General features: G+C 71.7%; 24 protein-coding genes. 10 read left to right on the forward strand and 14 right to left on the reverse strand.

The genetic code is table 11. The annotated features are described in order from the left end of the window. Window positions 1-45: 45 nt before the first annotated feature. A complete protein-coding gene (locus EDF33_RS05945; RefSeq protein ID WP_123939097.1) occupies window positions 46-1,308 on the reverse strand; it encodes an MFS transporter in 1,263 nt (420 codons plus the stop codon). Window positions 1,309-1,472: 164 nt separating this feature from the next. Here EDF33_RS05945 and EDF33_RS05950 point away from each other — a divergent pair, with 164 nt between their 5' ends. The 4 genes from EDF33_RS05950 to EDF33_RS05965 are packed head-to-tail and all read left to right on the forward strand — an operon-like array spanning window position 1,473 to window position 5,173. Beyond that, window positions 1,473-2,504, forward strand: a complete 1,032-nt coding sequence (locus tag EDF33_RS05950) for a Gfo/Idh/MocA family oxidoreductase (protein ID WP_123340781.1) — start codon at window positions 1,473-1,475, stop codon at window positions 2,502-2,504. A 13-nt stretch (window positions 2,505-2,517) separates the two neighbouring features. Continuing rightward, the gene (locus EDF33_RS05955) at window positions 2,518-2,982 is read left to right on the forward strand and encodes a heme-degrading domain-containing protein (protein ID WP_123340601.1); all 465 of its coding nucleotides are present in this window, start codon (window positions 2,518-2,520) and stop codon (window positions 2,980-2,982) included. Continuing rightward, window positions 2,979-4,163: a Gfo/Idh/MocA family oxidoreductase gene (locus tag EDF33_RS05960; RefSeq protein WP_132099516.1), complete on the forward strand. Its 1,185-nt coding sequence runs from the start codon at window positions 2,979-2,981 to the stop codon at window positions 4,161-4,163. Before EDF33_RS05955 ends, EDF33_RS05960 begins: the two co-directional genes overlap by 4 nt. Continuing rightward, the gene (locus EDF33_RS05965; RefSeq protein ID WP_132099517.1) at window positions 4,160-5,173 is read left to right on the forward strand and encodes a sugar phosphate isomerase/epimerase family protein; all 1,014 of its coding nucleotides are present in this window, start codon (window positions 4,160-4,162) and stop codon (window positions 5,171-5,173) included. Before EDF33_RS05960 ends, EDF33_RS05965 begins: the two co-directional genes overlap by 4 nt. A gap of 194 nt (window positions 5,174-5,367) precedes the next feature. Here the strand turns inward: EDF33_RS05965 and EDF33_RS05970 are convergent, their stop codons facing one another. Continuing rightward, window positions 5,368-5,667: a Dabb family protein gene (locus EDF33_RS05970; RefSeq protein WP_123294686.1), complete on the reverse strand. Its 300-nt coding sequence runs from the start codon at window positions 5,665-5,667 to the stop codon at window positions 5,368-5,370. After that, a complete protein-coding gene (locus EDF33_RS05975; RefSeq protein WP_132099518.1) occupies window positions 5,664-6,599 on the reverse strand; it encodes a hypothetical protein in 936 nt (311 codons plus the stop codon). The genes EDF33_RS05970 and EDF33_RS05975 overlap by 4 nt, the downstream gene beginning before the upstream one ends. A gap of 138 nt (window positions 6,600-6,737) precedes the next feature. Between EDF33_RS05975 and EDF33_RS05980 the strand changes: the two genes are divergently transcribed. The 4 genes from EDF33_RS05980 to EDF33_RS20495 all read left to right on the forward strand — a co-directional run bounded on the left by EDF33_RS05980 (window position 6,738) and on the right by EDF33_RS20495 (window position 10,353). Continuing rightward, complete coding sequence (locus EDF33_RS05980) at window positions 6,738-7,562, forward strand: SGNH/GDSL hydrolase family protein (protein ID WP_132099519.1); 825 nt, start codon at window positions 6,738-6,740, stop codon at window positions 7,560-7,562. Between the two features lie 159 nt (window positions 7,563-7,721). Next, on the forward strand, window positions 7,722-8,984 hold the full coding sequence (locus tag EDF33_RS05985) for an MFS transporter (protein ID WP_165918726.1): 1,263 nt from the start codon (window positions 7,722-7,724) through the stop codon (window positions 8,982-8,984). A gap of 80 nt (window positions 8,985-9,064) precedes the next feature. Next, a complete protein-coding gene (locus EDF33_RS20490; RefSeq protein WP_243692367.1) occupies window positions 9,065-10,000 on the forward strand; it encodes a hypothetical protein in 936 nt (311 codons plus the stop codon). Beyond that, the gene (locus EDF33_RS20495) at window positions 9,997-10,353 is read left to right on the forward strand and encodes a GntR family transcriptional regulator (protein WP_243649836.1); all 357 of its coding nucleotides are present in this window, start codon (window positions 9,997-9,999) and stop codon (window positions 10,351-10,353) included. Before EDF33_RS20490 ends, EDF33_RS20495 begins: the two co-directional genes overlap by 4 nt. Window positions 10,354-10,401: 48 nt before the next feature. On the opposite strand, the gene EDF33_RS05995 is transcribed toward EDF33_RS20495, so the two are convergent. The 9 genes from EDF33_RS05995 to EDF33_RS06030 form a co-directional block, all read right to left on the reverse strand. Next, on the reverse strand, window positions 10,402-10,893 hold the full coding sequence (locus tag EDF33_RS05995; protein ID WP_132099521.1) for a VanZ family protein: 492 nt from the start codon (window positions 10,891-10,893) through the stop codon (window positions 10,402-10,404). Window positions 10,894-10,958: 65 nt separating this feature from the next. Continuing rightward, on the reverse strand, window positions 10,959-12,689 hold the full coding sequence (locus EDF33_RS06000; RefSeq protein ID WP_132099522.1) for a putative Ig domain-containing protein: 1,731 nt from the start codon (window positions 12,687-12,689) through the stop codon (window positions 10,959-10,961). Window positions 12,690-12,782: 93 nt separating this feature from the next. Further along, window positions 12,783-13,391, reverse strand: coding sequence for a TetR/AcrR family transcriptional regulator (locus EDF33_RS06005; protein ID WP_132099523.1), 609 nt, complete (start codon window positions 13,389-13,391; stop codon window positions 12,783-12,785). Next, entirely contained in the window at window positions 13,384-14,235 is an 852-nt protein-coding gene (locus EDF33_RS06010; RefSeq protein WP_132099524.1) for an alpha/beta hydrolase, read from the reverse strand. The genes EDF33_RS06005 and EDF33_RS06010 overlap by 8 nt, the downstream gene beginning before the upstream one ends. 148 nt (window positions 14,236-14,383) lie before the next feature. Next, window positions 14,384-15,400 carry a glycosyl hydrolase family 18 protein gene (locus EDF33_RS06015; protein ID WP_132099525.1) on the reverse strand — a complete coding sequence of 339 codons (1,017 nt, stop codon included), beginning with the start codon at window positions 15,398-15,400 and terminating at the stop codon, window positions 14,384-14,386. Window positions 15,401-15,412: 12 nt separating this feature from the next. Beyond that, window positions 15,413-17,044, reverse strand: coding sequence for a long-chain fatty acid--CoA ligase (locus EDF33_RS06020; RefSeq protein WP_132099526.1), 1,632 nt, complete (start codon window positions 17,042-17,044; stop codon window positions 15,413-15,415). A 56-nt stretch (window positions 17,045-17,100) separates the two neighbouring features. Further along, window positions 17,101-17,697 (reverse strand): TetR family transcriptional regulator, encoded by a 597-nt coding sequence (locus tag EDF33_RS06025; protein WP_132099527.1) that lies wholly within the window; start codon window positions 17,695-17,697, stop codon window positions 17,101-17,103. A 47-nt stretch (window positions 17,698-17,744) separates the two neighbouring features. Beyond that, window positions 17,745-17,906: a hypothetical protein gene (locus tag EDF33_RS20090; RefSeq protein ID WP_159573320.1), complete on the reverse strand. Its 162-nt coding sequence runs from the start codon at window positions 17,904-17,906 to the stop codon at window positions 17,745-17,747. Window positions 17,907-17,987: 81 nt separating this feature from the next. Next, a complete protein-coding gene (locus EDF33_RS06030) occupies window positions 17,988-18,209 on the reverse strand; it encodes a hypothetical protein (protein WP_123672963.1) in 222 nt (73 codons plus the stop codon). Window positions 18,210-18,463: 254 nt separating this feature from the next. Here EDF33_RS06030 and EDF33_RS06035 point away from each other — a divergent pair, with 254 nt between their 5' ends. Both EDF33_RS06035 and EDF33_RS06040 read left to right on the forward strand, forming a co-directional pair. Next, window positions 18,464-19,414, forward strand: coding sequence for a helix-turn-helix domain-containing protein (locus EDF33_RS06035; RefSeq protein ID WP_111084859.1), 951 nt, complete (start codon window positions 18,464-18,466; stop codon window positions 19,412-19,414). Window positions 19,415-19,438: 24 nt separating this feature from the next. After that, window positions 19,439-20,380: a phosphotransferase gene (locus tag EDF33_RS06040; RefSeq protein WP_132099528.1), complete on the forward strand. Its 942-nt coding sequence runs from the start codon at window positions 19,439-19,441 to the stop codon at window positions 20,378-20,380. 34 nt (window positions 20,381-20,414) lie between these two features. Here the strand turns inward: EDF33_RS06040 and EDF33_RS06045 are convergent, their stop codons facing one another. Together EDF33_RS06045 and EDF33_RS06050 are read right to left on the reverse strand one after the other, a co-directional pair. Further along, window positions 20,415-20,930, reverse strand: a complete 516-nt coding sequence (locus tag EDF33_RS06045) for a nucleoside kinase (protein WP_132099529.1) — start codon at window positions 20,928-20,930, stop codon at window positions 20,415-20,417. A 27-nt stretch (window positions 20,931-20,957) separates the two neighbouring features. Next, entirely contained in the window at window positions 20,958-21,962 is a 1,005-nt protein-coding gene (locus EDF33_RS06050; protein ID WP_132099530.1) for an acetylxylan esterase, read from the reverse strand. Window positions 21,963-21,972: the final 10 nt, after the last annotated feature.

Here is a 21,972-nt window from a genome sequence, read left to right on the forward strand (position 1 = left end):
TCGTGCGACGTCGACCATGTCGTTCCGGGTCGGGGTGGCTGCCGCTCAGCGCACGCTGCGGATCGGGATCACGACGAGTGCGCCGACGAGTGCCACGATGCCGGCGCCCCAGAGCAGCACCGGGTAGTTGTCACCAGCGCCGACCCCGAGCAGCAAGGCACCGAGTGCCGGCGCGAACGACTGCGGCAGGGAGTTCGCGATGTTCATGACGCCGAGGTCCTTGCCGGGCTTGTCCTTGTCGGGCAGGACGTCGACCACCAGGGCGTTGTCGACGGCCACGTAGATGCCGTAGGCGAAGCCCATGATCACCTCGGCGACGTAGAACACGGTGACGTCCTGCGCGTAGACGAGCACGACGAGGCCCACGCCGAAGAGCAGGGTCGAGCCGCCGACGAACACCTTGCGGCGCCGCAGCCGGTCGGACAGCCAGCCCGAGAACGCCGTGCCGATCATGAGTGCGATCGTGTAGAGGAGGACACCGAACGCCACTGCCGAGGTGGCGCGTTGCGCGGTCATGCCGAGGTGGTCCTGCATGTAGAACAGCCGGAACGTCGTGAACAGGAACGTGGCGAGGATGATCAGGAACCGCGACCACCACGCCAGTCCGTAGTCGCGGTGCGTGATCGGGTTCGTCCAGAAGGTCTGCACGATCGTGAGCCACGAGAACGGCTTCGGTCGGACCTCGGGGATGCGGTCGGGGGTGACGAACGCGTACACCAGCACGCAGAGCACGCCGAGGATGCCGGGCAAGATGAACAGCAGCGGCAGGTTCTCGACCAGCAGGACGGCGGCGTACGTGCCGGCGAGCACGGCCAGGTTCTGCGCCAGCCCGATCACGCTCGAGGCGCGGCCGCGTTGCAGCTCGGGCACGTTGTCCGCCCAGCTGGCCATCATGGCCGAGTAGGCGGCGTTCGACCCGAGCTGGCAGATGATCCACGCCACGGTGAGCATGCCGACGTTCGGCGAGTACGCCACCATGGCGAGTCCGCCGAGCAGCACCAGGATGCCGCCGAGTAGCCACGGGCGGCGGCGCCCCCACCGCGTCCGGGTTCGATCACTCAGGGCGCCGAACAGCGGGTTGCCGAAGATCGCGCCGAGCGATCCGAGCGGCAGCGCGACGGCGATCACCGAGGCGGGGTCGTCGGGGTTCAGCGCCTGGGCCTTCAGTTGCATGCTGACGTAGACCGGCGACAAGATCGCCACGTAGATGCCGAACTGTGCCAGTCCGAGGGCGGTCAGGTACCAGTTGCTGACGTGGTTGGTCGGGGTGGCGGTGGTGAACGGGTGCGCCGGCAGCCTTGTCGACATCGACTCCTCCTCGGGTCGTGTGCACGTCGTCCGGTCGGAAACCCGGTCATCGGTGACGCGCGTTTGGCTCGTGCTAACATGACGACGTCGGCGATGTTATCTCGTGCCAAGCGCAAATGCCACCGCCCGACGACGAACCACGGAACCGAGAGCACTGGAGCACGATGATCCCCACCGCCCTGCCCGAACCCGAGCTCTTCACGACGGCGTCCGGTGAGCCGTCCCTCGGCTGGGGGATCGTCGGCCCCGGCTGGATCGCCGGCGAGTTCGCCACCGCGGTGCGCGCTTCGACCGCCCAGCGCATCGTCGCCGTCGCGTCCCGGTCACTGCCCCGCGCATCCGCGTTCGCCGCCGAGCACGGGATCGAGGCAGCCGTGGAGGGTGTCGACGCCCTCGTCGCCCGGCCCGACGTCGACGTGGTCTACATCGCGACACCGCAGAGTGAGCACGCCGCGGTGGCCCTGGCAGCGATCGCCGCCGGCAAGCACGTGCTCATCGAGAAGCCCTTCACCGTCACGGCTGCCGAGGCCCGCACCGTCGCCGATGCCGCACGCGCCGCCGGGGTGCTCGCGATGGAGGGCATGTGGAGCCGGTACCTGCCGCAGGCCTCGGTGCTCCGGACCCTGCTGGCGGACGGTGCGCTCGGTGCGGTGCGCAGCGTGCTCGCCGACCACGGCCAGGCGATCCCGTTCGGCCCGGACCACCGGCTGTTCCGTCCGGAGCTCGGCGGGGGAGCGCTGCTCGACCTCGGCATCTACGCCGTGCAGTTCGCGTCGATGGTGCTCGGGACCCCGGACCGCGTCACGGCACGAGGCCGGATGACCGAGTCCGGCGTCGACGCCTCCGGCTCGCTCGTCCTCGAACACGGCGCCGCCCAGGCCGTCCTGCACACGACCATCGCCGCCCGCACGCCCACGACTGCGTCGATCGCCGGCACCGAGGGCACGATCGACTTCGCCGGACCCTTCTACAACCCGACGACCTTCACGATCTCGGCAGCAGCACACGGTTCGCCCGTCCTGCACTGGCAGGACCCGACACCGCTGCGGGGCTTCGCCGCCCTGGCCTGGGAAGCCACCGCCCTGGCACGCTTCGTCGGCGAGGGGCGGACGGAGTCCCCGCTGCACACCCTCGACGAGACGATCTCGATCCTCGAGACCGTCGACACCGCCCGCGCGCAGATCGCCGCGGGCTGAGCAGGAGACGACGATGTCCGACCTCATCACCACCCTCGAACAGCAGGAGCGCGACCTCGTGCTCGACGCCTTCACCCACGACGACGCCTGGGAGCTGGGCTCCCTGATCCGCGGCATCGCCCACGAGGCCGGCCACGCCGTCGGCATCGACATCCGTCGTCCCGGCCTCGGCCTGTTCCGCGCGGCGACACCGGGCATCACCCCGGACCAGCACGTCTGGATCGACCGCAAGGCCGCGGTCGTGCTCCGGATGGAGCAGTCGAGTGCCCTCGTCGACGCCCGGCTGTCCGCCGCCGGGGTCGATCCCGCGGCGATCGGGTGGCTCGGCGCCGAGTACGCCGTGACCGGAGGGTCGTTCCCGATCCGGGTCCGCGGTGCCGGTGTGGTCGCGGCCGCGACGGCCTCCGGCCTGTCCTCGACGGAGGACCACGACCTCGTCGTCGCCGGGCTCCGTGCGTTCCTCGAGGGACGCCGGTGACCGCACTCCGCGTCGCCGTGATCGGGACGGGCATGATCGCGGACGCGCACGTCCGGGCGGCCCGTGACGCCGGCGCGGTCGTCGGCGGGGTGCTCGGCTCGTCGGCGTCGCGATCCCGGCAGGCCGCCGAACGGTGGGGCGTGCCGACCGGGTACGCGTCCGTCGACGAACTGGTCGCGGACCGGCCGGACGTCGTGCACGTCTGCACGCCGAACGACACCCACGTCGACTACGCCCTGGCCGCCACGGCGGCCGGGCTGCACACCGTCGTCGAGAAGCCGGTCGCGATGACGCTCTCGGAGGGCCGACGGCTCGCCGATGCCGTGCGCGCCGCCGGCACGGTGAGCACGGTCCCGTACGTGTACCGGTACCACCCGATGGTCCGGGAGCTCCGTGCCCGGGTCGCCGCGGGCACGCTCGGCCGGGTGCTGACCGTGCACGGCTCGTACCTGCAGGACTGGATGGTGTCGCCGGACGCCTCGACGTGGCGGGTCGACCCGGAGCGGGGCGGTCCGTCGCGGGCGTTCGCGGACATCGGGACGCACTGGACCGACCTGGCCGAGTTCATCACCGGAACGAGGTTCACGGAGTTGACCGCCCGGACGTCGATCGCCTACGCCGAGCGCCCCGACCCCACCTCCGCCGGCGCATCGTTCGGCGGACCCGGACCCGGAACCGGAACCGGAACCGGAACCGGAACCGGCACCAGCGCCGAAACCGGCACCGGCACCGTCCCGGTCCGCACCGAGGACACCGCCGTCGTGACCTTCGCCACCGCCGACGGCACCCTGGCCAACACCGTCGTCTCGCAGGTCGCCGCCGGCCGGAAGAACCGCCTGTGGATCGAGGTCGACGGCTCGCAGGGGTCTGCCGTGTTCGACCAGGAGCACCCCGAGTCCGTGTGGTTCGGCGGCGAGCACGGCTCCACGACGGTGCACCGTGCCGAAGGATCCGTCTCCGCCGGCCAGGCGCGGCTCAACCGGACACCGGCCGGGCACCCGCAGGGCTGGACGGACGCCTTCGCGGCGTTCTGCGCCGACACCTACGCCGCGGTCCGTGGCGAGACACCCGAGGGACTCCCCACCGTCGAGGACGGTGTCCGCTCCCTCGAGGTCGTCGACGCCGTCCTGCGCGGAGCCGCGACCGGACGGTGGACGAGCACCAGCACGGAGGAACGATGAGCACCACCACCAACCCCGTCACCCTGTTCACCGGGCAGTGGGCCGACCTGCCCTTCGAGGAGGTCGCCCGCCTGGCCGCGGAGTGGGGCTACGACGGTCTCGAGATCGCAGCGTCCGGCGACCACCTCGACCTCGCCCGCGCGGACGAGGACGACGCCTACCTGCGGAGCCGGCTCGAGGTCCTCGACCGCCACGGCCTCGGGGTGTGGGCGATCTCGAACCACCTCGCAGGGCAAGCCGTCTGCGACGACCCGATCGACTTCCGCCACCGCGCGATCCTGCGCGACACCGTGTGGGGCGACGGTGACGGCGAGGGCGTCCGGCAGCGCGCCGCCGCCGACATGCAGCGTGCGGCCCGCGTGGCCCGGAAGATGGGTGTCGACACCGTCGTCGGGTTCACCGGATCGAGCATCTGGCAGTACGTCGCGATGTTCCCGCCCGTCGGGCAGGACGTCATCGACGCCGGCTACCAGGACTTCGCGGACCGGTGGAACCCGATCCTCGACGTGTTCGAGGCCGAGGGTGTCCGGTTCGCCCACGAGGTCCACCCGTCCGAGATCGCGTACGACCACTGGACGAGCGTGCGTGCCCTCGAGGCGATCGACCACCGCTCGGCCTTCGGGTTCAACTGGGACCCGTCGCACATGGCATGGCAGGGCATCGACACCGTCGGCTTCATCACCGACTTCGCGGACCGCATCCACCACGTCGACTGCAAGGACACCCGCATCCGTTCCGCGTCGGGCCGGCAGGGCATCCTCGGATCCCACCTGCCGTGGGGCGATCCACGCCGCGGATGGGACTTCGTCTCGACCGGGCACGGGGACATCCCCTGGGAGGACGCGTTCCGCGCGCTCCGGCACATCGGCTACGCCGGCCCGATCTCCGTGGAGTGGGAGGACGCTGGCATGGACCGCCTGCACGGCGCCGCCGAGGCGGCCGCGTTCGTCCGCTCCCTGCTCTGGCCGCAGCCGCAGGCTGCGTTCGACGCCGCCTTCAGCAACCAGTAGCGGTGGTCGTCACCGCGTGACGGACGGGAGGCCCGGTTCCAGCTGGCACCGGGCCTCCCGGCTCTCAACCGGTCGCGTTCGCGGGCGTGAGGTTCCACGACTTGCCGCTCACGTTCCCCGAGGTTCCGTGGACGGCTCCTGGGTGCCCCGAGATGCGAGGATTTCGGAACCTGGGGCGCCCAGCGGACGCCCGCTCAGGCGGGCAGCGGCACGAAGTCGAACTCCTGGAACGATGCGACCTCGTCCGCCCAGCGGGTGGCGACGAAGCGCTGGTGCGCGGGGTGTGCGTCGTACGCCGAGTAGGTGTCCTGGTCGGCGAACGCCATCGAGAACTGGAACCGGAAGTCGCTCTGCGTGGACACCTGGCGGGACACCGTGAAGTCCTGCACGCCGGGGATCGCCGGCAGGGTGTCGCGGGCGGTCTCGAGGAACGCTGCCTCGTGCGGGGAGCCGGCGGCGTGGACGAGCGTGAAGCAGACGGTGTGGACGATCATGCGGGGTCTCCGGTGGGGTAGTCGACGAAGGCGAAGGCGGACCCGTCGGGAGCCCACCCGTTGACGTTGAGGGTGCCCTGCCCGCCGTCGAGCTCGACGATGGTCTCGGCTGCCTGCCAGACCTCGGGTCCCCAGGCGCTGACGGATCCGTCACCGGTGACGAGGCGCAACCGCACGCGCTCGTCGGCCGGGTGCCCCTCGGTGCCGGGCGGGAACGACAGGTAGACGGCGGCGTCGTCGGTCGGGGCGGGGTGCGGGAACCAGTTGACGTGCTCGTCGACCGTGAGCTGCTCGATCCCGGTGCCGTCCGGTCGGACCCGGGCGATCTGCGCGTGCCCCGGTGCGGACTCGAACTGCTCGGTGTTGAACAGGATCCACGCGCCGTCCGGCGTCCACTCCGGGCCGTCGGCCGCGGAGGGGTCCGTCGTCACGGCGCGGTCCGAGCTGCCGTCGACGCCCATCACCCGGATCGTGCCCGAGGACCAGACGGCGTCACCGGACGGGTCGAGCCGGACGTAGGCGAGCTCGGAGCCGTCGGGGCTGACGCCGTGCAGGAAGTGCAGACCGCCGTCATCCGCGGTGACCCGGGTCGCTGCGCCGCCGGCGAGCGGGGCGCTCCAGATCTGGAAGTCGTTCGCGCTGACGTGCACGGTGACGCCGTCGGGATCGAGCACGTGGTCGTTGTTCAGGGGCGGGACGCCCTCGATCGCGACGTGCTCCGGAGCTGCGGCACCGTCGGACGGCATCGTCCAGAGGACCCCGTCGCCGTTCAGCACGAGACGGCCGTCGGTGGTCCAGTTCGGCGCTTCGTAGAGCCGCTCGGCGGACTCGTGCACGGTCGTCACGCTGCGATCGGCTCGGTGCCAGATCCGGATCCGGCAGGTCTGACCCGGTGCGAGCACGCGACCCGGGGCTTCATCGTCGAGGGGCATGGCACACCTTCCGCAGTGAATGTTGGCTCGTGACAACCCTAGCTGAAGTCGATCGTGATCCACCCCCCGCGTTGGGGATGATGACATGTCCTCGCTTCCAATAAGGTGAAGGGGATCGTACCTAGACGAAAGCTCACGTTGCCGCACTCCCCGCGCCCTTCCCGCCTGCCCTTCATCGCCGCCACCACCTCGGTCGTCGTCATCGCCGGAGCACTGCTCGCCGCGATCCCGAACACCGCAACCGCTGTGGAAGCACCGATCGCGACGTCGACCGCCACGCCGACCGCGACGGCGACGCCGACCGCTCCGGCACCCGTCGCGACACCGTCGCCGTCGGTGCCGGCGCCCGCAGCGCCGACGGCGCCGAAGCCCACGGCGACCCCGAAGCCCAGCGCGACTCCGAAGCCCACGCCGTCGACGATCTCCGTCACCTACGCCGGGGACTCGCTGACCGCGATGGAGGGCTCGTGGATGCGGCAGATGAACGACAAGACGCTCACGAACATCGGCGGCACGGCCATCGGCGGTGCCACGACGCCGCGGATCCTGACCCGGTCGTCGGCGAAGGACGCTGACGTCCTGGTCGTGATGGCCGGCACGAACGACCTCCGGTACGCCTACAGCAGCAAGAGCATCCAGCAGAACATCGGCAAGATCGTCACGAAGATCGGCGCCCGCCACGTCGTCATCGCCGCGATCGCCCCGTCGAACATCACGAAGTACGGCAAGAAGCGCATCGACCGTCGCAAACAGGGCGAGATCCTCAACCGTGACCTGCAGAACTACGCACTCACCCACGGCTACCTGTTCGTCGACCCGTGGGCGGCGGACCGGCAGCTGAACGGTGGATGGCCGTCGAGCCGGACCTACGACGGCGTCCACCCCACGGTCGCGATGTCGAAGAAGGTCGCGGTCCGCATGCAGCAGGCCATCCACATCGCGGTGGAGGGCGCGAAGGGCTAGCCTGATCGGACGGCGAACGTCCGACCATCACACCGGAGTCATGGCAACGCAGAACTGAGCCAGCGCACCCGCGCAGGCAATCGCATCGCGAGCGACCCGCTCGCGATCCTTCTGCACGCCCGCGACGGCTCTGCGTCGCGATGACTCCTGGGATCCTTCGTGTTCTTCGCCTCTGCCCGACTCCGGGCTGCACGCTCAGCACTCTCCGAACACCGCTTCGTCACGTTCGCGGTGCTCATCGACACTGTCGGCGCCGGCCTGACGCTGCCGCTGACGATCGTCTACTTCACCCTCACCACTGACCTACCGCTCGCGGTCATCGGTCTGCTGTCGACGGCGGCGTCCCTCGTCGCGCTGCCGATCGGTCTCCTGGGCGGGGTCGTGACTGATCGCCTCGGCGCGAAGGTGTCGATGATCGTCAACAACCTGATGTCCGCCGCGGGCTTCGCGGTCTACCTGATCGCGCACGACCCGGTCTTGGTGTTCGTCGCGATCTTCCTCGCCAACGCGTCCGAGCGCCTGTACTGGACGTCGTGGACTGCCTACGTCCACGACCTCGCGGACGGGCGACCGTTCGAACGGTGGTTCGCGTTCCTCGAAGCGATCAAGGCGGCAGCCCTCGGCTCAGGTGCGATCCTCGCGGCGGTCGCGCTCGCGCAGGGGCAGGACGGCCTCCGCTGGCTCATCCTCGCGAACGTGGTCACGAGTGTCGCGGCGGCGATCGTCTTCGCCACGCAGCGACCCGGCGAACGGGCACGTCACCCGCAGCCGCCACGCGGTGCGGACGAGTCGTCCGGCACGATCCGGGAGTTCTTCGCGGACCGCTCGATGCGGCTCATCACCCTCGGGCAGTTCCTCATCGGTCCGGCGATGGTCCTCCCGAACGTCGCCCTCAGTGTGCTGTTCGTCCAGCATTGGCACATGCCGCCGGCGGTGGCCCCCGTGCAGTTCGCCATCGCCACCGCGCTCTGTGCCGTCTTCCAGACCTCGGTCACGCGGTGGGTCGTCGGGCTCCGGCGCGGCACGTTGGTCGCGGTCGGCGCCCTGCTCACTGCGCTGACCGCGCTTCCGCTCATCGTCCTCCCGCCGCTGGACGGTGCCGCGGCCTGGTCCTACGTCGCCGTCGTTGGGGTACTGCTCGCAGCGGCGGACATGATCGCGCTGCCAGCCGCCAACGCCGTCATGGCCGAGGCCCCGCACCCGCGCGTGCGGGGTCGCGCGATCGGCGTCTTCCAGACCGCGAGCTCGATCGGGATGGCGCTCTTCCCGCTCGGTCTCGGACTGCTCGACACCGATGTGCCGTGGCTGCTCTGGGTGATGACGGTGCTGGTGTTCGCCGGGGCGGCGTGGAGCTGGCGCGCGGCCGTGAGCGGCCTGCCTGCCCGGGTGCAGATCGCCTCACCGGGTGATGCCGACAGCTGAGGGCCCGGAAGGACTTGTACCGAGCTGTTGACACACGTACACTCCGGCTTGTACCTTCTGGACAGTACATTGGAGGGGTCATGGAGTACGTCGTGGGATTCGCGGGAGTGCTGGTCGCAGCACTCGCCGTCGGTGGGCTGGCCGGATGGCTCCGGCTCCGTCGGTCCGTGTCGAGCGAACGAGGCGCAGCGGTGGTGGTGGCACAGCGGGCACTCCTGGTCCGGGTGGTCCTGAGCCTCGTCGTCGGCTTGGCCGTGTTCGTCGTCTGTGCGGTCGCGGGAACGAACGCGCGAGCGCTGCAGGGCGTGTCGTTCTTCGTGGGGCCCAGCGCCGGCGCAGGCGTCGCACTCCTCGTCTTCGCCGCGATCCCCGCCGTCACGATCGACGGCGCGACGGCGCACCGCTCCGCGTCGTTGCAGGTGCGGTCCGCACGGAGCGCCCTGCTTCCGCAGCAGTGGCGGCGTCTCTGGTGGGCGGTCGGATGTGCCGTCGGCATCGTCCTGGTTGCGGGGCTCGGATCGGCTCCCGCGCCGGACGGGCGGTGGCTGTGCACGAGCGTGTTCCCGATGCAGTGCCCGGCCGGCGACGGGCCGTACCTCTTCCCCGGCTGGTACTTCGGCCTTCCGGCGCTCCTCGGCATGGCGCTGCTCTCGGCCGGGGTGTGGGCGTCGCTCTGGCGGATCGCAGTGACCCCGGCCGCGGCGTGGCCGGATCTCGACGCAGCGGACGGAGCGCTGCGACAGCGTGCGGGGCAGGTCGTCGCACTGGTCGGGACTGCCGCTGCACTCCTGACCGCGGCGGTCTTCCTCTCGGCGGCCGGTCTGCCGTTGATGAACGCGCTGCACCTCGACTCCGGTCTGGCCGGAGGGGCCGCAACGGTGGTGGCGCGACTCGGGATGGTCGTGGTCCTGGCTGGAGTCGTCGTCGCGTTCGCGGGCGTCGTCACGGCCGTCGCGGCGGTCGTCCGAGCCGTGACGGCAGCCCGCCTGATCGCGACGGGGGCGGTCGCCGCGTGATCACCCTCAGCGCCGATGACCCGACGCCACCGTTCGAGCAGGTCCGCAAGCAGCTGGCCGACGCGATCCGGTCCGGTGAGCTCACGGCCCACGAGCGGCTCCCGTCGATCAGACAGCTCGCCGGCGATCTCCGCGTCGCCCCGGGGACGGTCGCGCGGGCCTACCAGCAGCTCGAGGCAGACGGCTTGATCGCCACGGGCCGCGGCCGCGGGACCACGGTCCGTGAGACGCAGGCAGTGTCCGATGCAGTCGTCGCGAGTGTCGCGCAGATGGTCGAATCGGTGCGGGGCGACGTCGGACTCGACGCGCTCCTGGCGACCGTCGCGTCGATGTGGGAAGGACGTCGGCGCTGACGGTGCCGACACGGTGCGCCGTGCCTTCGGGCTGATCCCTCGCCCGGGTCAGCTGACCCGCGCCACGCGCCGACGTGCCCACAGCACGCCGACGGCGGCGAGTGCCCCACCGACCACGGCGCCGATGGTGTTCGTGATCCAGTCGCTCGTGTCGCACGCCCGACCGATCACGGGGACGACCGCCTGGACGACCTCGATGAGGACGGAGAACGCGCTGGCGCCGACGGCCGCGAGGACCGGGCGCCGCCACCGCACCCCGGCCAGGAACGCGACCGGCACGAACAACAGCACGTTGGCCGTCGACTCGACCGCGGTCGGCGCCAGGTACGGCAGCCCGACGTTGCAGGTGACGTCGGACCGGGGAGCGCCGTCGGGAGACATGGTGAGCGCGAGCGTCACGACCACGGCGAGGCCGAACAGCACGGCGGTGAGCCGCGGCAGGCGCGCCAGCCAGACGCCCACGACGGGCGCGACGATGATGACCGCGATCAGCACGCCGAACGCGAGCCACGGTACTTCGATGAGCAGAGTCGAGAGCATGGATCTCCGGACGGGAGGCCCGGTGCCAGCTGGCACCGGGCTTCCCGTCACTCAGGGGTGTCGGATCAGAGCGCGGCGCGACGACGGCGCACTGCGCGTGCGCCGATCAGGCCGGCGCCGACCAGGACGAGGCCGACCGCCCACGGCAGGGCGCCGGTGGCGTCCGAACCCGTGTAGGCGAGCTGCCCCGAGGTCGGGGTCGTCCCCCCGACGGCGACCGTCGGTGCCGTCGACACCGTCGGCACGACGGGGCGCACGTCGACCGGGAACGAGGTGCTCTGCAGCCCCTCGCCGCCGACGGTCAGCGTGTGCGTCGAGGCGTGTGGGAAGGTGACGCCGACGGCGCTCTCGGCGTCGAACTCGGTGTAGGGCGCGACCACGTCACTGGCGACGTCCGAGGTGACGATCGGCGTCCAGACGGGGTTGCCGTCCCCGTCGGCGGAGTCGATCGGGTTCCCGAAGCGGTCGACCAGGTTGCCGGAGACGACGAGTGTTCCGCCTTGCGCGACCGTCGGACGTCCACCGTCCACGACGTCGAGACCCCCGAAGGAGCCGTCCTCGTCGGTGGTGAGCTTCACGGTCAGGACGGTGCCGTCCGTGCCGATGATCCACATCGTCTTCTTCGGCGCGTCGATCGACTCCGCGTCGAGGGTGAAGACCTGGACGCCGTACGCGGCGGCCGGGTCGACGGTCAGCTCGACGTACTGCGTGACCGACTCGGTACCGCTCGTGGCCGTGATCGCGAACTGGTACCAGGACGCCGTCGTGGCGGTGCCGCTCAGCTCACCGGTGGCGGCGTCGAAGGTGATGCCGTCGGGCAGCTGGATGTCCGGACCGAACTCCTCGTCCGTGTCGTCCGGTTGGAACCCGAACCCGATCGTCCAGCCGGAGTCGCCGGAGTCGCCGGAGCCGCCGGAGGTGCCCGCGGCGAGTGCCGCTGCCTGCGACTTCGTCATGACGACGTCGCCGTCGTCGTCGCCGTCGTACCAGGCGAGCGCGTACGTCGGCGCGGGGGAGCCCTGCGCCCGGAAGGTGTACGAGAACGGGTCGCCAGCGGTCGACTCGAGGGCGAGCGGGTCTCCAGCGTCCGCCCCCGCGGCGATCGCCGTGCCCGCGGAGTCGACGAACACCGGGTCCTGCGTGACGGGGGCCGAGGTCGCCGTCACGGTCGCCGTCGATCCGTCGGGCAGGGCACCGGTGACCTGGACCGACACCCGTTCCCCGGCCTGCGCCGCATCGATCGTGTACGAGCCGCTCGTCGCCAGCACGGTGGTGGAACCGGCCTGGGTCCAGACGTACCGGAACGCCCCGTCCTCGTCGAAGCCGACGGGGACGGCGGTGAGCACGGAACCGACCTCCGTGTCGCCGGTGATGGTGACGGCGGGGTCGACGGCCTGCTGCGCGGTCGGCGCCGAGGTCGGTGACGGCGTGGCGGTCGGCACTGCGGCGGAGGGATCGGCGGCGGCTGTGGGGTCCCGCTCGGACGCCGTGGGCGTCGAGGCGTCGCTCGACGGCTCGGTGGTCGTCGGCGCAGCATCGGGCGAAGGCGTCGCGGACGTCGGGGCGGACGGCTCCGCAGCGGACGGCTCGGACGGATCCGCCGTCGGCGAAGCGGCCGACGCCGGGGCGTCGGTCGCAGCGGGAGCGGACGTTGCGGTCGACGCCGCCGGGTCGCTCGCCGGCTCGGCGTGGGCGGCCGTCGCGGTCACGAGGCCGAGGCCCGTGGTCAGCGCGACGAGGGCTGCGGTGGTGCCGACGGCGCAGGCGCGTCGGACGGTGGAGGCGCTGTGGCGCACGGGTCCCCCTGGATCGTGTCCGGTCGGGTGCCGGATCGTGTGGATCAGCCGAGAAAGCTCAGGCGTCCTCGGATCGTAGGGCCTGGGACCGCTTCAGACCGACGGGGTGTCCGGATCGTGACCATGACTGGGGGCGGCGGTCGTCGCGCGGAACCCCCGGTCGAGGAACGCGACGATCCACTCGAAGCTCGCGTCGACGTCGGTGCGCATCTGGAACCCACCGGACGTCTCGATGGTCGCGAAGCCGTGCAGGACACTGCGCAGCAGGCGGAGCGCGTGCACCTCGTCGGCGGGGTCGAGCCCGTAGCCGCGCAGCGCCGCTGCGAACGAGGCGAGGGTGCGCTCCAGGGCGACGGCCAACGGGTCGTCCGGCCCGGTGGGACGGATCCCGACCGTCGCCTCGTACCGACCGGGGTGCCGCTGCACGTACCGGCGGACGGTCTGCGCGGCCGCCTCGACGGCATCGCGCCCGGCGAGCCCCTGCATCGCGTCGCGCAGGTCGTCGCCGAGTTCGTTCGCGGCGAGGATCGCGATCCGGCGGGTCAGGTCGGTGAGTCCGTCGACGTGCTTGTACAGCGACGGCGACTTCACGCCGAGCCGTTCGGCGACGACGCTCATGCTCAGCCGTGCGAGCCCGATCTCGTCGGCCAGCCCCGCCGCGGCGGTGGTGACGGCGGCGGGGTCGAGTCCTGCCCTAGCCACGGTGGCCACCGACCGGCGCGAGCGTGCGGCCGAGGAAGGGGAGCACGAGCGCGAGGACCTCGGTCGGGGCCTCGGTGTGCGGGTAGTGGCCGGCACCGTCGATGACGGCCAGCTCGCCGAGTCCGTCGGGCAGGTCGGCCAGGACCCGCTCGCCCTCGGCACGCGGGACGGCCCAGTCGGGGTCGGCGCTGCCCTCGATCACCAGGACGGGGCACCGCACGTCCGCCAGCCGTGCACCGGCGTCGGCGGGCGAGGTCTTCGTCATCGCGCGCAGCACCGCCATCCGCTCCGGCTGCTGCAGCGTCGACTCGATGCGGCCCAGTTCCTCGGTCCAGTCGGTCGGCTTCGTCGGCACGGCGAGGTCCAGGTAGGCCAGCCAGCCGGTCAGGCTCCCGGTCGTCATCACCTTGGCGAGCTGGAGCGTGCCGGCGCGGTGGTGGCGGTTCCGGAGCAGGCCGCCGAGGTCGAACGACTGCTTCCGCGTGAACGGTGCCAGCTCGACGATGCCGGTGACGACGTCGGGGGCATCGGCGGCGGCGATGGTGGCCGCCCCGCCGCTGATCGACTGCCCGACGATGACCGCGGGGCCGCCGAGGTGCCGGACGACGGCGATCAGGTCGCGAGCGATGTCGGCGCGCTGGTACGACGCCCATCCCGTGCTCGAGTCGCCACACCCGCGGATGTCGACGTTCGCCACCCGGTAGCCGGCGGCGACGAGTTCGGGGACCAGGAACCGGTAGGCGTGCCGGCTGTCGCCCATGCCGTGTGCGAGGACGACGAGCGGTCCGTCGCCGCTGACGTCGTACGCGATGGTGCCTTCGTCGGTGCGCAGGTGTTCGAGCATGACTGCCTCCATGGCTAAGTGTGTTAGCTAGAAGCTAAGACAATTAGCCGACGCTGTCAAGCCCGCCACGGCAGTTGCGTCGTGCGGCGGCGGACGGGAGGCCCGTGGCGGGCCCGCACCGGGCCTCCCGTCCGCTCGTCGGTCGCCGTCAGTGCACCGTGTCCAGCGCGTCCGACAGGTCCAGGGACCAGACGGCGACCCCGGTCAGGCCGAGCCGCTCGGCGAGGGCCACGCGCTCGCGCAGCGACCGCGCGTCGGACCACCAGAGCACCTCGTCGCTGGGCAGGGTCGCCGTCCACTCGCCCGCTGTCGCGTTCCAGGTCGGGGTGATGCCGGCCTTCCGGACGCGACGACGGGCCTGGTCGTCGGACAGCTGCCCCGCCGGTCGCGGCCCCTTCCAGTGGTAGCCGTACCCGGCGACGCCGAGCACGATCTGGTCGGCGGGCGCGAGGGTGGCGAGCGCCCTGGCGGACTTCGACGCCCAGGGCAACGACCCGACCGGCCCCGGTGCGTCCGGCTCCCACGGGCCGTGCTGGTCGTAGGCCATCAGTGTGAGGTGGTCCAGCGGAGCGCGGAGTGCCCGGACGTCGTACCCCATGCGCGCGTACCCGGCCGCGGTCGTCGACGCCGACAGGGCGATGTCGAGCCGGACGTCGTCGCCGACCGCCGCACGGAGCTCCCGCGCGAAGGCCGTCAACCCCGCCGTGTCGGCCGCGGTCAACGCCTCGAGGTCGATCATGACCGAGTCCCACCCGGATCGCACGTCGGTCGCGAGCGCGCGGACGACGTGGGACCGGTTGGCGGGGGACCGGAGCATCCTCCGGGCGATCGGCTCGCTGAAGTCGCCGTCGGCGTAGTTGCTGACGAGCAGCTGCGCCTCGAGCCCGCGGGCGTGCGCCCGGTTGCGCTGTGTCCTCGCCTCGCGGGAGGGAGTGCTGACGCGCGTGCCGGTCCGGCTCAGCAGCAGCCCGTCGACGCCGACGACGTCCATCGCCGATGCGTTGGCGTCGATCAGCGCGGGGTCCGCCCCCTCTGGCTGGAAGCCCGTGACGTCGAACCAGTCGGGGGTGCCGGACTCGGCGTTCGCGGGGCCCGTGAAGCCGGTCAGGACGAGGCCCGCGGTCAGGGTGACGGCGAGGAGGACGGAACGCGGCCTGGTGATCACGCTCCGAGTGTGTCAGGCCGGAGCAGCCGCCGCGTCGACCGGTGTGCTGAACTGCTCGACCAGCGTCCGCTTCAGGACCTTGCCGCTCGGTCCGAGGGGCAGGGCGTCGACCACGTGCACGACCCGCGGGAACTTGTACGCCGCGATCTCGTCGGACACGAAGTGGACGAGCTCGTCCGGGCTGACGGTCGCGCCGGCGCGGAGCACCACAGCGGCCTCGATCTCCTGGCCGTGCAGCTCGTGCGGGACGCCGAAGACCGCCGCCATGGTGACGTCCGGGTGCGTCGCCAGCACCTCTTCGACCTGTCGCGGGTACACGTTGTAGCCGTTGCGGATGATCATGTCCTTCGTGCGGTCGACGATCGTCAGGTACCCGTCGTCGTCCTTCGTGCCGAGGTCGCCGGTGCGGAACCAGCCGTCGACGATCGCCGCGTCCGTGTCCTCCGGCCGGTCCAGGTACCCGTTCATCAGGTTGTGCCCGCGGATGACGAGCTCGCCGATCTCGCCGTGCGGCAGCAGCACGATCGCGTCCGGCGTGGCCGGGTCGGCGATCTCGACGTCGACACCCCACACGGGCGTCCCGATCGTCCCCGGTCGCGGCGCTCGGCCGACGTGGTTGAAGGTGGCCACGGGCGACGTCTCGGTCAGGCCGTAGCCCTCGTGGATCGGCGCGTCGAACACGGACTGGAACCGCTCGAGGACGGCCAACGGCAACGACGCCCCGCCCGAGATCGCGTAGCGCAGGTCCGGGCGGGCGTCGTTGCGGGTCGCGGCGTCGAGCAGTGCCATGTACATCGTCGGCACCCCCATGAAGATCTCGCAGCCGTGCTCGACCATCGCCGACAGTGCTGCGTCGCCGTCGAACTTCGGGAGCATCACGATGGTGGCGCCGGCGCGGAACCCGGTGTTCATCGTGCAGGTCTGACCGAACGTGTGGAACAGCGGGAGTGCCCCGAGCAGGACGTCGCCGCGGTGCATGTCGAAGGTGCTCATCAGGTTCGTGTTGACCTGTTCGAGCAGGGCGAAGTGCGAGCCCTCTGCACCCTTCGGCTTGCCGGTGGTCCCGCTCGTGTACAGGATCGTCGCGGTGTCGAAGGGGTCGCGGGGGACGTAGGTGTCGAGGGGTTCGGCTGCCGCGGCCAGGGCCTCGAGGCGGTCCGGGCCGTCGTGGCCGTCGTGGTCGTCGTGGTCGGCCGGTGCGAGCACGGTGATGACGTCGACGCCGGCGAGCTCGGCGCCGGCCGCGCCCTCGGCGAGCAGCGGAGCGGCGCAGACGAGCAGCATGGCGCCGCTGTCCTGCAGCAGGTACTCGATCTCGCGCCGCTTGAGCAGCGCGTGGACGGGGACGACGACGGCGCCGAGCGCGAGGGTGGCGTAGTAGACGCGGGCGAAGTCCGCGACGTTCGGCACGAGCATCGCCACGCGCGATCCCTCGGTGACCCCGCGGGCCCGGAGCGCTCCGGCGTAGGCGAGGGTCTCGGACCACAGCTCGGCGTAGGTGGTGCGGTGGTCAGCGACGATCACGGCGACGTCGTCCGGGTACCGCGCGGCGGACTCGGCGAGGATCGCGGCGACCGAGGCGGTGGCCCGGGTCGGTCTGGGGGTGCCGTGGTGAGCGGCGGTGGTGGGCTCGGTGCGCGTCATTCCGGTCTCCGTCTTCGGTGACGAGTGGTTCCCCGGATCATACGTCCGGCCGCCGGTCAGAACGTCGTGCGCTCCTCGAACACCGACATGATCATGGCCGCACCGAGCCGTGCGCTCCGGGCGGGCTTCGCCGAGCCCTGCACCGCTGACTCCACCCGGGCGCCCTCGACCAGCAGCGACAGGGTCTCGGCGATGTGCGCCGGCATGTCCGCACGGGTGCACAGCAACGTGAGGTGGCTCTCGACGTCGCGGAAGTGCTCGGCTGCGAGCGAGGCGATCTCCGGGTCCTGCCGTCCGAGCTCGGCGTGTCCGTTGATGAACGCGCAGCCGCGCCACCCCTCGTCCGCGAAGCACTCCTCGAGGTAGCTGAAGATGCCGAGGATCTCGTCGCGGGGATCCGCCGAGGTGGTGGCGATGTGGTCCAGGGCCCGACGCCACGCGCCGTGCCAGCGTCGCAGGACCGCCACCACGAGCGCCTGCTTGGACGGGTAGGCCGCCGTCAGCTCGTCCACGCTCATGCCTGCGTGCGCGGCGACGTCCTCGAAGCGCACCGGGATCACGCCGTGCGCCGTGAAGAGGTCGTCGGCGGCCTTGGATGCGGTGCGCTGCGCGGTCGTCTCGACGGCCGGGGGCGTGAGTGTGAGGAGCGTCATGGGGAAGTGGGGATCACCCTATCGATCGGTGGACGGACGGCGGGGTGTCAGGATGCGAAGAAGTCCGCGTAGCTCGGGTCGGCGTGGCCCATGTGCGCACTGAGACGGGCCTGGACGATCTCGTCGAGGTCGGCGGGCGGGGTCAAGCCCCGTCGGCGCCACTCGACCGGGTTGCTGCGGAGCTGCTCGAGCGTGCTCTGGTCAAGCATCGTGGCGTTCCTGTTCTGCGAAGAGTGCGCTCATGTCGATGGCCTGGGTACGGACGTCCTCGACCGCCGATCCGTCGCGGATCACGCGGAGAGTCCGAGCACGGCGGCGGCGGACGCGAGGACGCTCACCGAGACGATGCCGGTGCTCACCGCGGCGATCTGCAGCGTGCGCTGTCGCTGGGCGTCCCGCAGCTCACTGAAGCCGCCGCGGTGGCGGTTGCGCCGGCCGGACACCGACGTCGCTTCGAAGGCGTGCTTGGGTGCGCTGATCGGGTGGACCGGAGTTGCGGTCACGGCGGTCATGTCGTCCTCGTGTTCTCCTGAGCGGCCCGTTGCCGCTGGATGAGACGACCGTACGAGCAGCGGGGTCGTCGGTGCGCGCCAGGACCGATGACTCGACGGATCGCGGATGTCGGGAGCGGTCCGGCGGTCGAAATCCGGACATCGTCCCGTCGCCACGAGCATCCGGTCCACGCGCCGACGATCGTCGGTAGCGCTTCTCGGACAGCGACACGGACGACGCGCGTCCGTTCGGTCACACTGCTCTCGGTGAACCGATGACAGACGAACGAGCTCGCGTGCAGGACGACGTCCGGTCCGCCGACGTCGACGAAGCACGCGACTTCCTGGTCGGGGCGTACGACGCCTCCGAGTGGCGCGCCGAGACGACCGCGCAGCCCTTCACCTTCCGGTACTCGGCGGTCGGCGACTCGACGATGACGTTGCGCGCGATCCGGTTCGACGGGCACCTCGACGGCGTCATGACGCCGTCGGACGACTTCGTCGTGCAGTGGATCACCAGGGGTACCGGCTTCATCGGCGAGGGTGACGACCGCCTCGTGAGCGCCGTGGGCCGGCCGCAGCTGTGGCCGCAGGACGGCGCCGCGTTCACGTACCAGGACTACGACCAGCGTCTCGTCCAGATCAACCGGGCATCGCTCGAGGAGGTCGCCGGCGAGCGCGGCGCGGCGTCGGGCGGCGTGCAGCTCGACCACACCGTGCAACCCGACGACCGGGCCGTGACGATGTGGCGGAACACCGTCAAGCTCATCTCGCACACGGTGCTCGACCGGCAGGTCTCACCGCTGCTGCAGGCCGAGATGGGTCGGCTGGGGGCGCTGGCGCTGCTCGAGCTGTACCCGGTCGTCTCGGCCACGCTGCCGGACGAACTGCTGCTCCCGCGCAACGCGCACATCCGCCGGGCCGTCGAGTACGTGCACGAGCACGCCCACCTGCCGATCACGAGCACCGACCTGGCCGAGGTGGCCTCCCTGAGCCTGCGTGCCCTGCAGCAGGCGTTCCAGCGGCAGCTCGGGGTGAGCCCGAACGGCTACCTGCGCGGGGTCCGTCTCGACCGGGTGCGCGACGAGCTCGTGCACGCCGACCCGGCGGGGACGAGCATCGCCGACGTCGCCCGGCAGTGGGGGTTCGCCCACGCTGGTCGGTTCTCGGCGGCCTACCTCGAACGCCACGGCGAGTACCCCCGGGACACGATGCGGCGGGCGTGACACCCCGACGGCCATGATGGGTGCGTGCTCGACGACGACACCCACCGCCACCGACTGGACGCGGTCCTGCGCGCCGTCGGGAGCTCGGACGCCCAGGCCGAACGGCTGCTGGGCGGATCCGTGAACCACACCTACCGGGTGCGGCGAGCGGTCGGTGCCGACGTCGTCGTGCGGTTCCCCGTCGACCCCCTGCGCTCGGACGAGTTCCCCGTCGAGGCGTGGGCCGCGCGAGCGGCTGCCGCAGCGGGCATCGCCGTCGCTCGGCCCGTCGACCACGGCGTCCAGGACGGCGTCCCGTTCATCGTGTCCGAGTACGTCGAACCCGACCCGCGGCCGATCGATCACCCCTGGACGTGGCTCGGCTCGTTCGCCCGCACCGTCGCCTCGATCGACCTGGGCGCGGCGCCGGCGTCGCTGTTCACCCGCTTCGGCACCGACCTGGCTCGGGCGTGGTCGGCGCACCTGGCCTACAACAGCGCAGCGCTCGTCGCGGACGACCCACTCCGCCGGGACGGCGCCTACACCTCGGCCGGCGCACTCCGGAGGCACTTCGAACGGCTGGCCGCGGAGCACTTCGCGTTCGGACTCGCGCACGGCGACCTGGCACCGCGGAACCTGATCGCACGGGGACCGGGTCGCGCGCCCGTGCTCATCGACTGGGGTGCTGCCGAGACCGGTCCGTCACCGTGGACCGACGCTCGTCGGGTGTTCGAGTGGGCGTTCGTCGACGCGACGATCTCGAGGGCCGAGTACGACGAGTTCACCGCCGCCGCCGGGCTGGCCAGCCCGGCTGACCACGCGACCCTGGCGTCGCTCACCGCGCTGCACCTCGTCGACGTGACCCGGTGGGCGCGGGAGCAACGGCCGGACCTGTACGCCGAGTACGTCGACCGGTGCCGGGTCGGTCTCGAGCGCATCGAGCGCATCGAACGTCTCGAGCGGATCGAGCGCGCTTCGGGGGAGTGAGCGGCGAGCGACCGCGGCGGCCCGGGGGCGTCGGTCACGCCCCGAGCAGGCCGCACCGCCGCAGGATCTCGTCGACGACCGCCGACAGCGGCCGGGTCGCGTCGATCGGCGTGCCGGGAGGTGTGTCCGCACCGGACGCGTGGAGCTGACGGACCAGGGCCCGCTCGGCCGTTCGGCCCCGCCCCGCCCACTCGTCGCCGGCGCGCGCGTCGAGCCGGTCGTCGAGCGTCGCTGCGTCGACGGTCAGGACGAAGACCTCGTCGAACAGGTCGAGGAACGCGCCGACGTTCCGGGATCCGCCACAGAAGAAGGTCACCGGTTCCGAGCGGTCCGCCGCCCGCTCCCGGACCAGCTCGGCGTTCCAGAGGTGGTGGGCGTGCACGTCGAGGCCGGACAGACCGTCGACGGCGGCGCCGGTGCGGGGATCACCCTGGTACGCGAGTTCGCGGTCCCCGTTCACCGCCGGGAAGCCGCGCCGGCGCAACTCGAGGCAGACAGCCGTCTTCCCGGTACCGGAGACGCCCTCCACGACGAAGTTCCTGACGCCCATGCGTGGCACGCTACGCGGCCGCCGCCGTCACGCCCGTGCGCGCAGGAACGCCACCTGCCGTTCCCAGTGCCGGAAGCCGCCACCCTCGTGCCCGTTGTACGGGTAGACCTCGATCTCACGGTCGGCCGGCACGTGCGTATCGTCCGCCCCGAGTGCGTTGAAGGCGGCGAAGGTCGTGCGCGGCGGCACGACGTCGTCCATCAGGGCCACGGAGAACAGCGCCGGGGCGGTGATGCCGGCGGCGTGGTTCACCCCGTCGAAGTACGCCGCGGTGTCCCACACCGTGTCGGCTGCGTCGCGGTGCACGGACAGGTAGGTCGCGAGCTCCAGGTACGGGCCCCCGACGGCGATGTCGGTGCCGCCCTCCCAGTCGCACAGGAACGCGACGTCGGGCAGCACCGCGGTGATCGGTCCGACGTGGGCCTCGACCAGGGCAGCTGCGGCGATGGCGATGCCCCCGCCCTGGCTGCCGCCGGTCAGGGCGATGCGTGACGGGTCGACACCGGGCAGCGTCCGCACGGCATCCACCAGGCGGACGGCGTCGGTGTACACCCGGCGGTAGTAGTGGTCCGCGGGGGAGCCGATGCCGCTCGTCATCCACCCGCTCGCGTGCGGTCCGGAGCCGTGCGGGTCGGGGGTGTCGCCGCCGGCCCACCCGCTGCCCTGGCCACGGGTGTCCATGACGACGTGCACGTACCCGGCGAGGGCCCAGTGCACGCGTTCGCCGGGGCGCCCGCGGCCGCCGCCGTAGCCGAGGAACTCGACCACGACGGGCAGCGCCGTGTCACGACCGGCCAGCGGTCGCGAGACCCAGGCGCGCACCGGATCGCCGGCGAACCCCGGGAACGTCAGGTCCTCGACGACGAGTCCGGTCACGGGGGTGTCGGCCGGAGCGAGGGCGGGAGCCGTCCCCGCTCCGGCTGCCCGGGCCGCGGTGATCGTGTCCGCCCAGAACGCGTCGAAGTCGGCCGGTCGCCGGACCTCGGATCGGTGTCGACGGAGTTCGTCGAGCGGGAGGTCGGTGCGTGCCATGGGTCTCCTC

This window comes from Curtobacterium sp. PhB146 (assembly GCF_004342995.1).
Lineage (GTDB): Bacteria > Actinomycetota > Actinomycetes > Actinomycetales > Microbacteriaceae > Curtobacterium.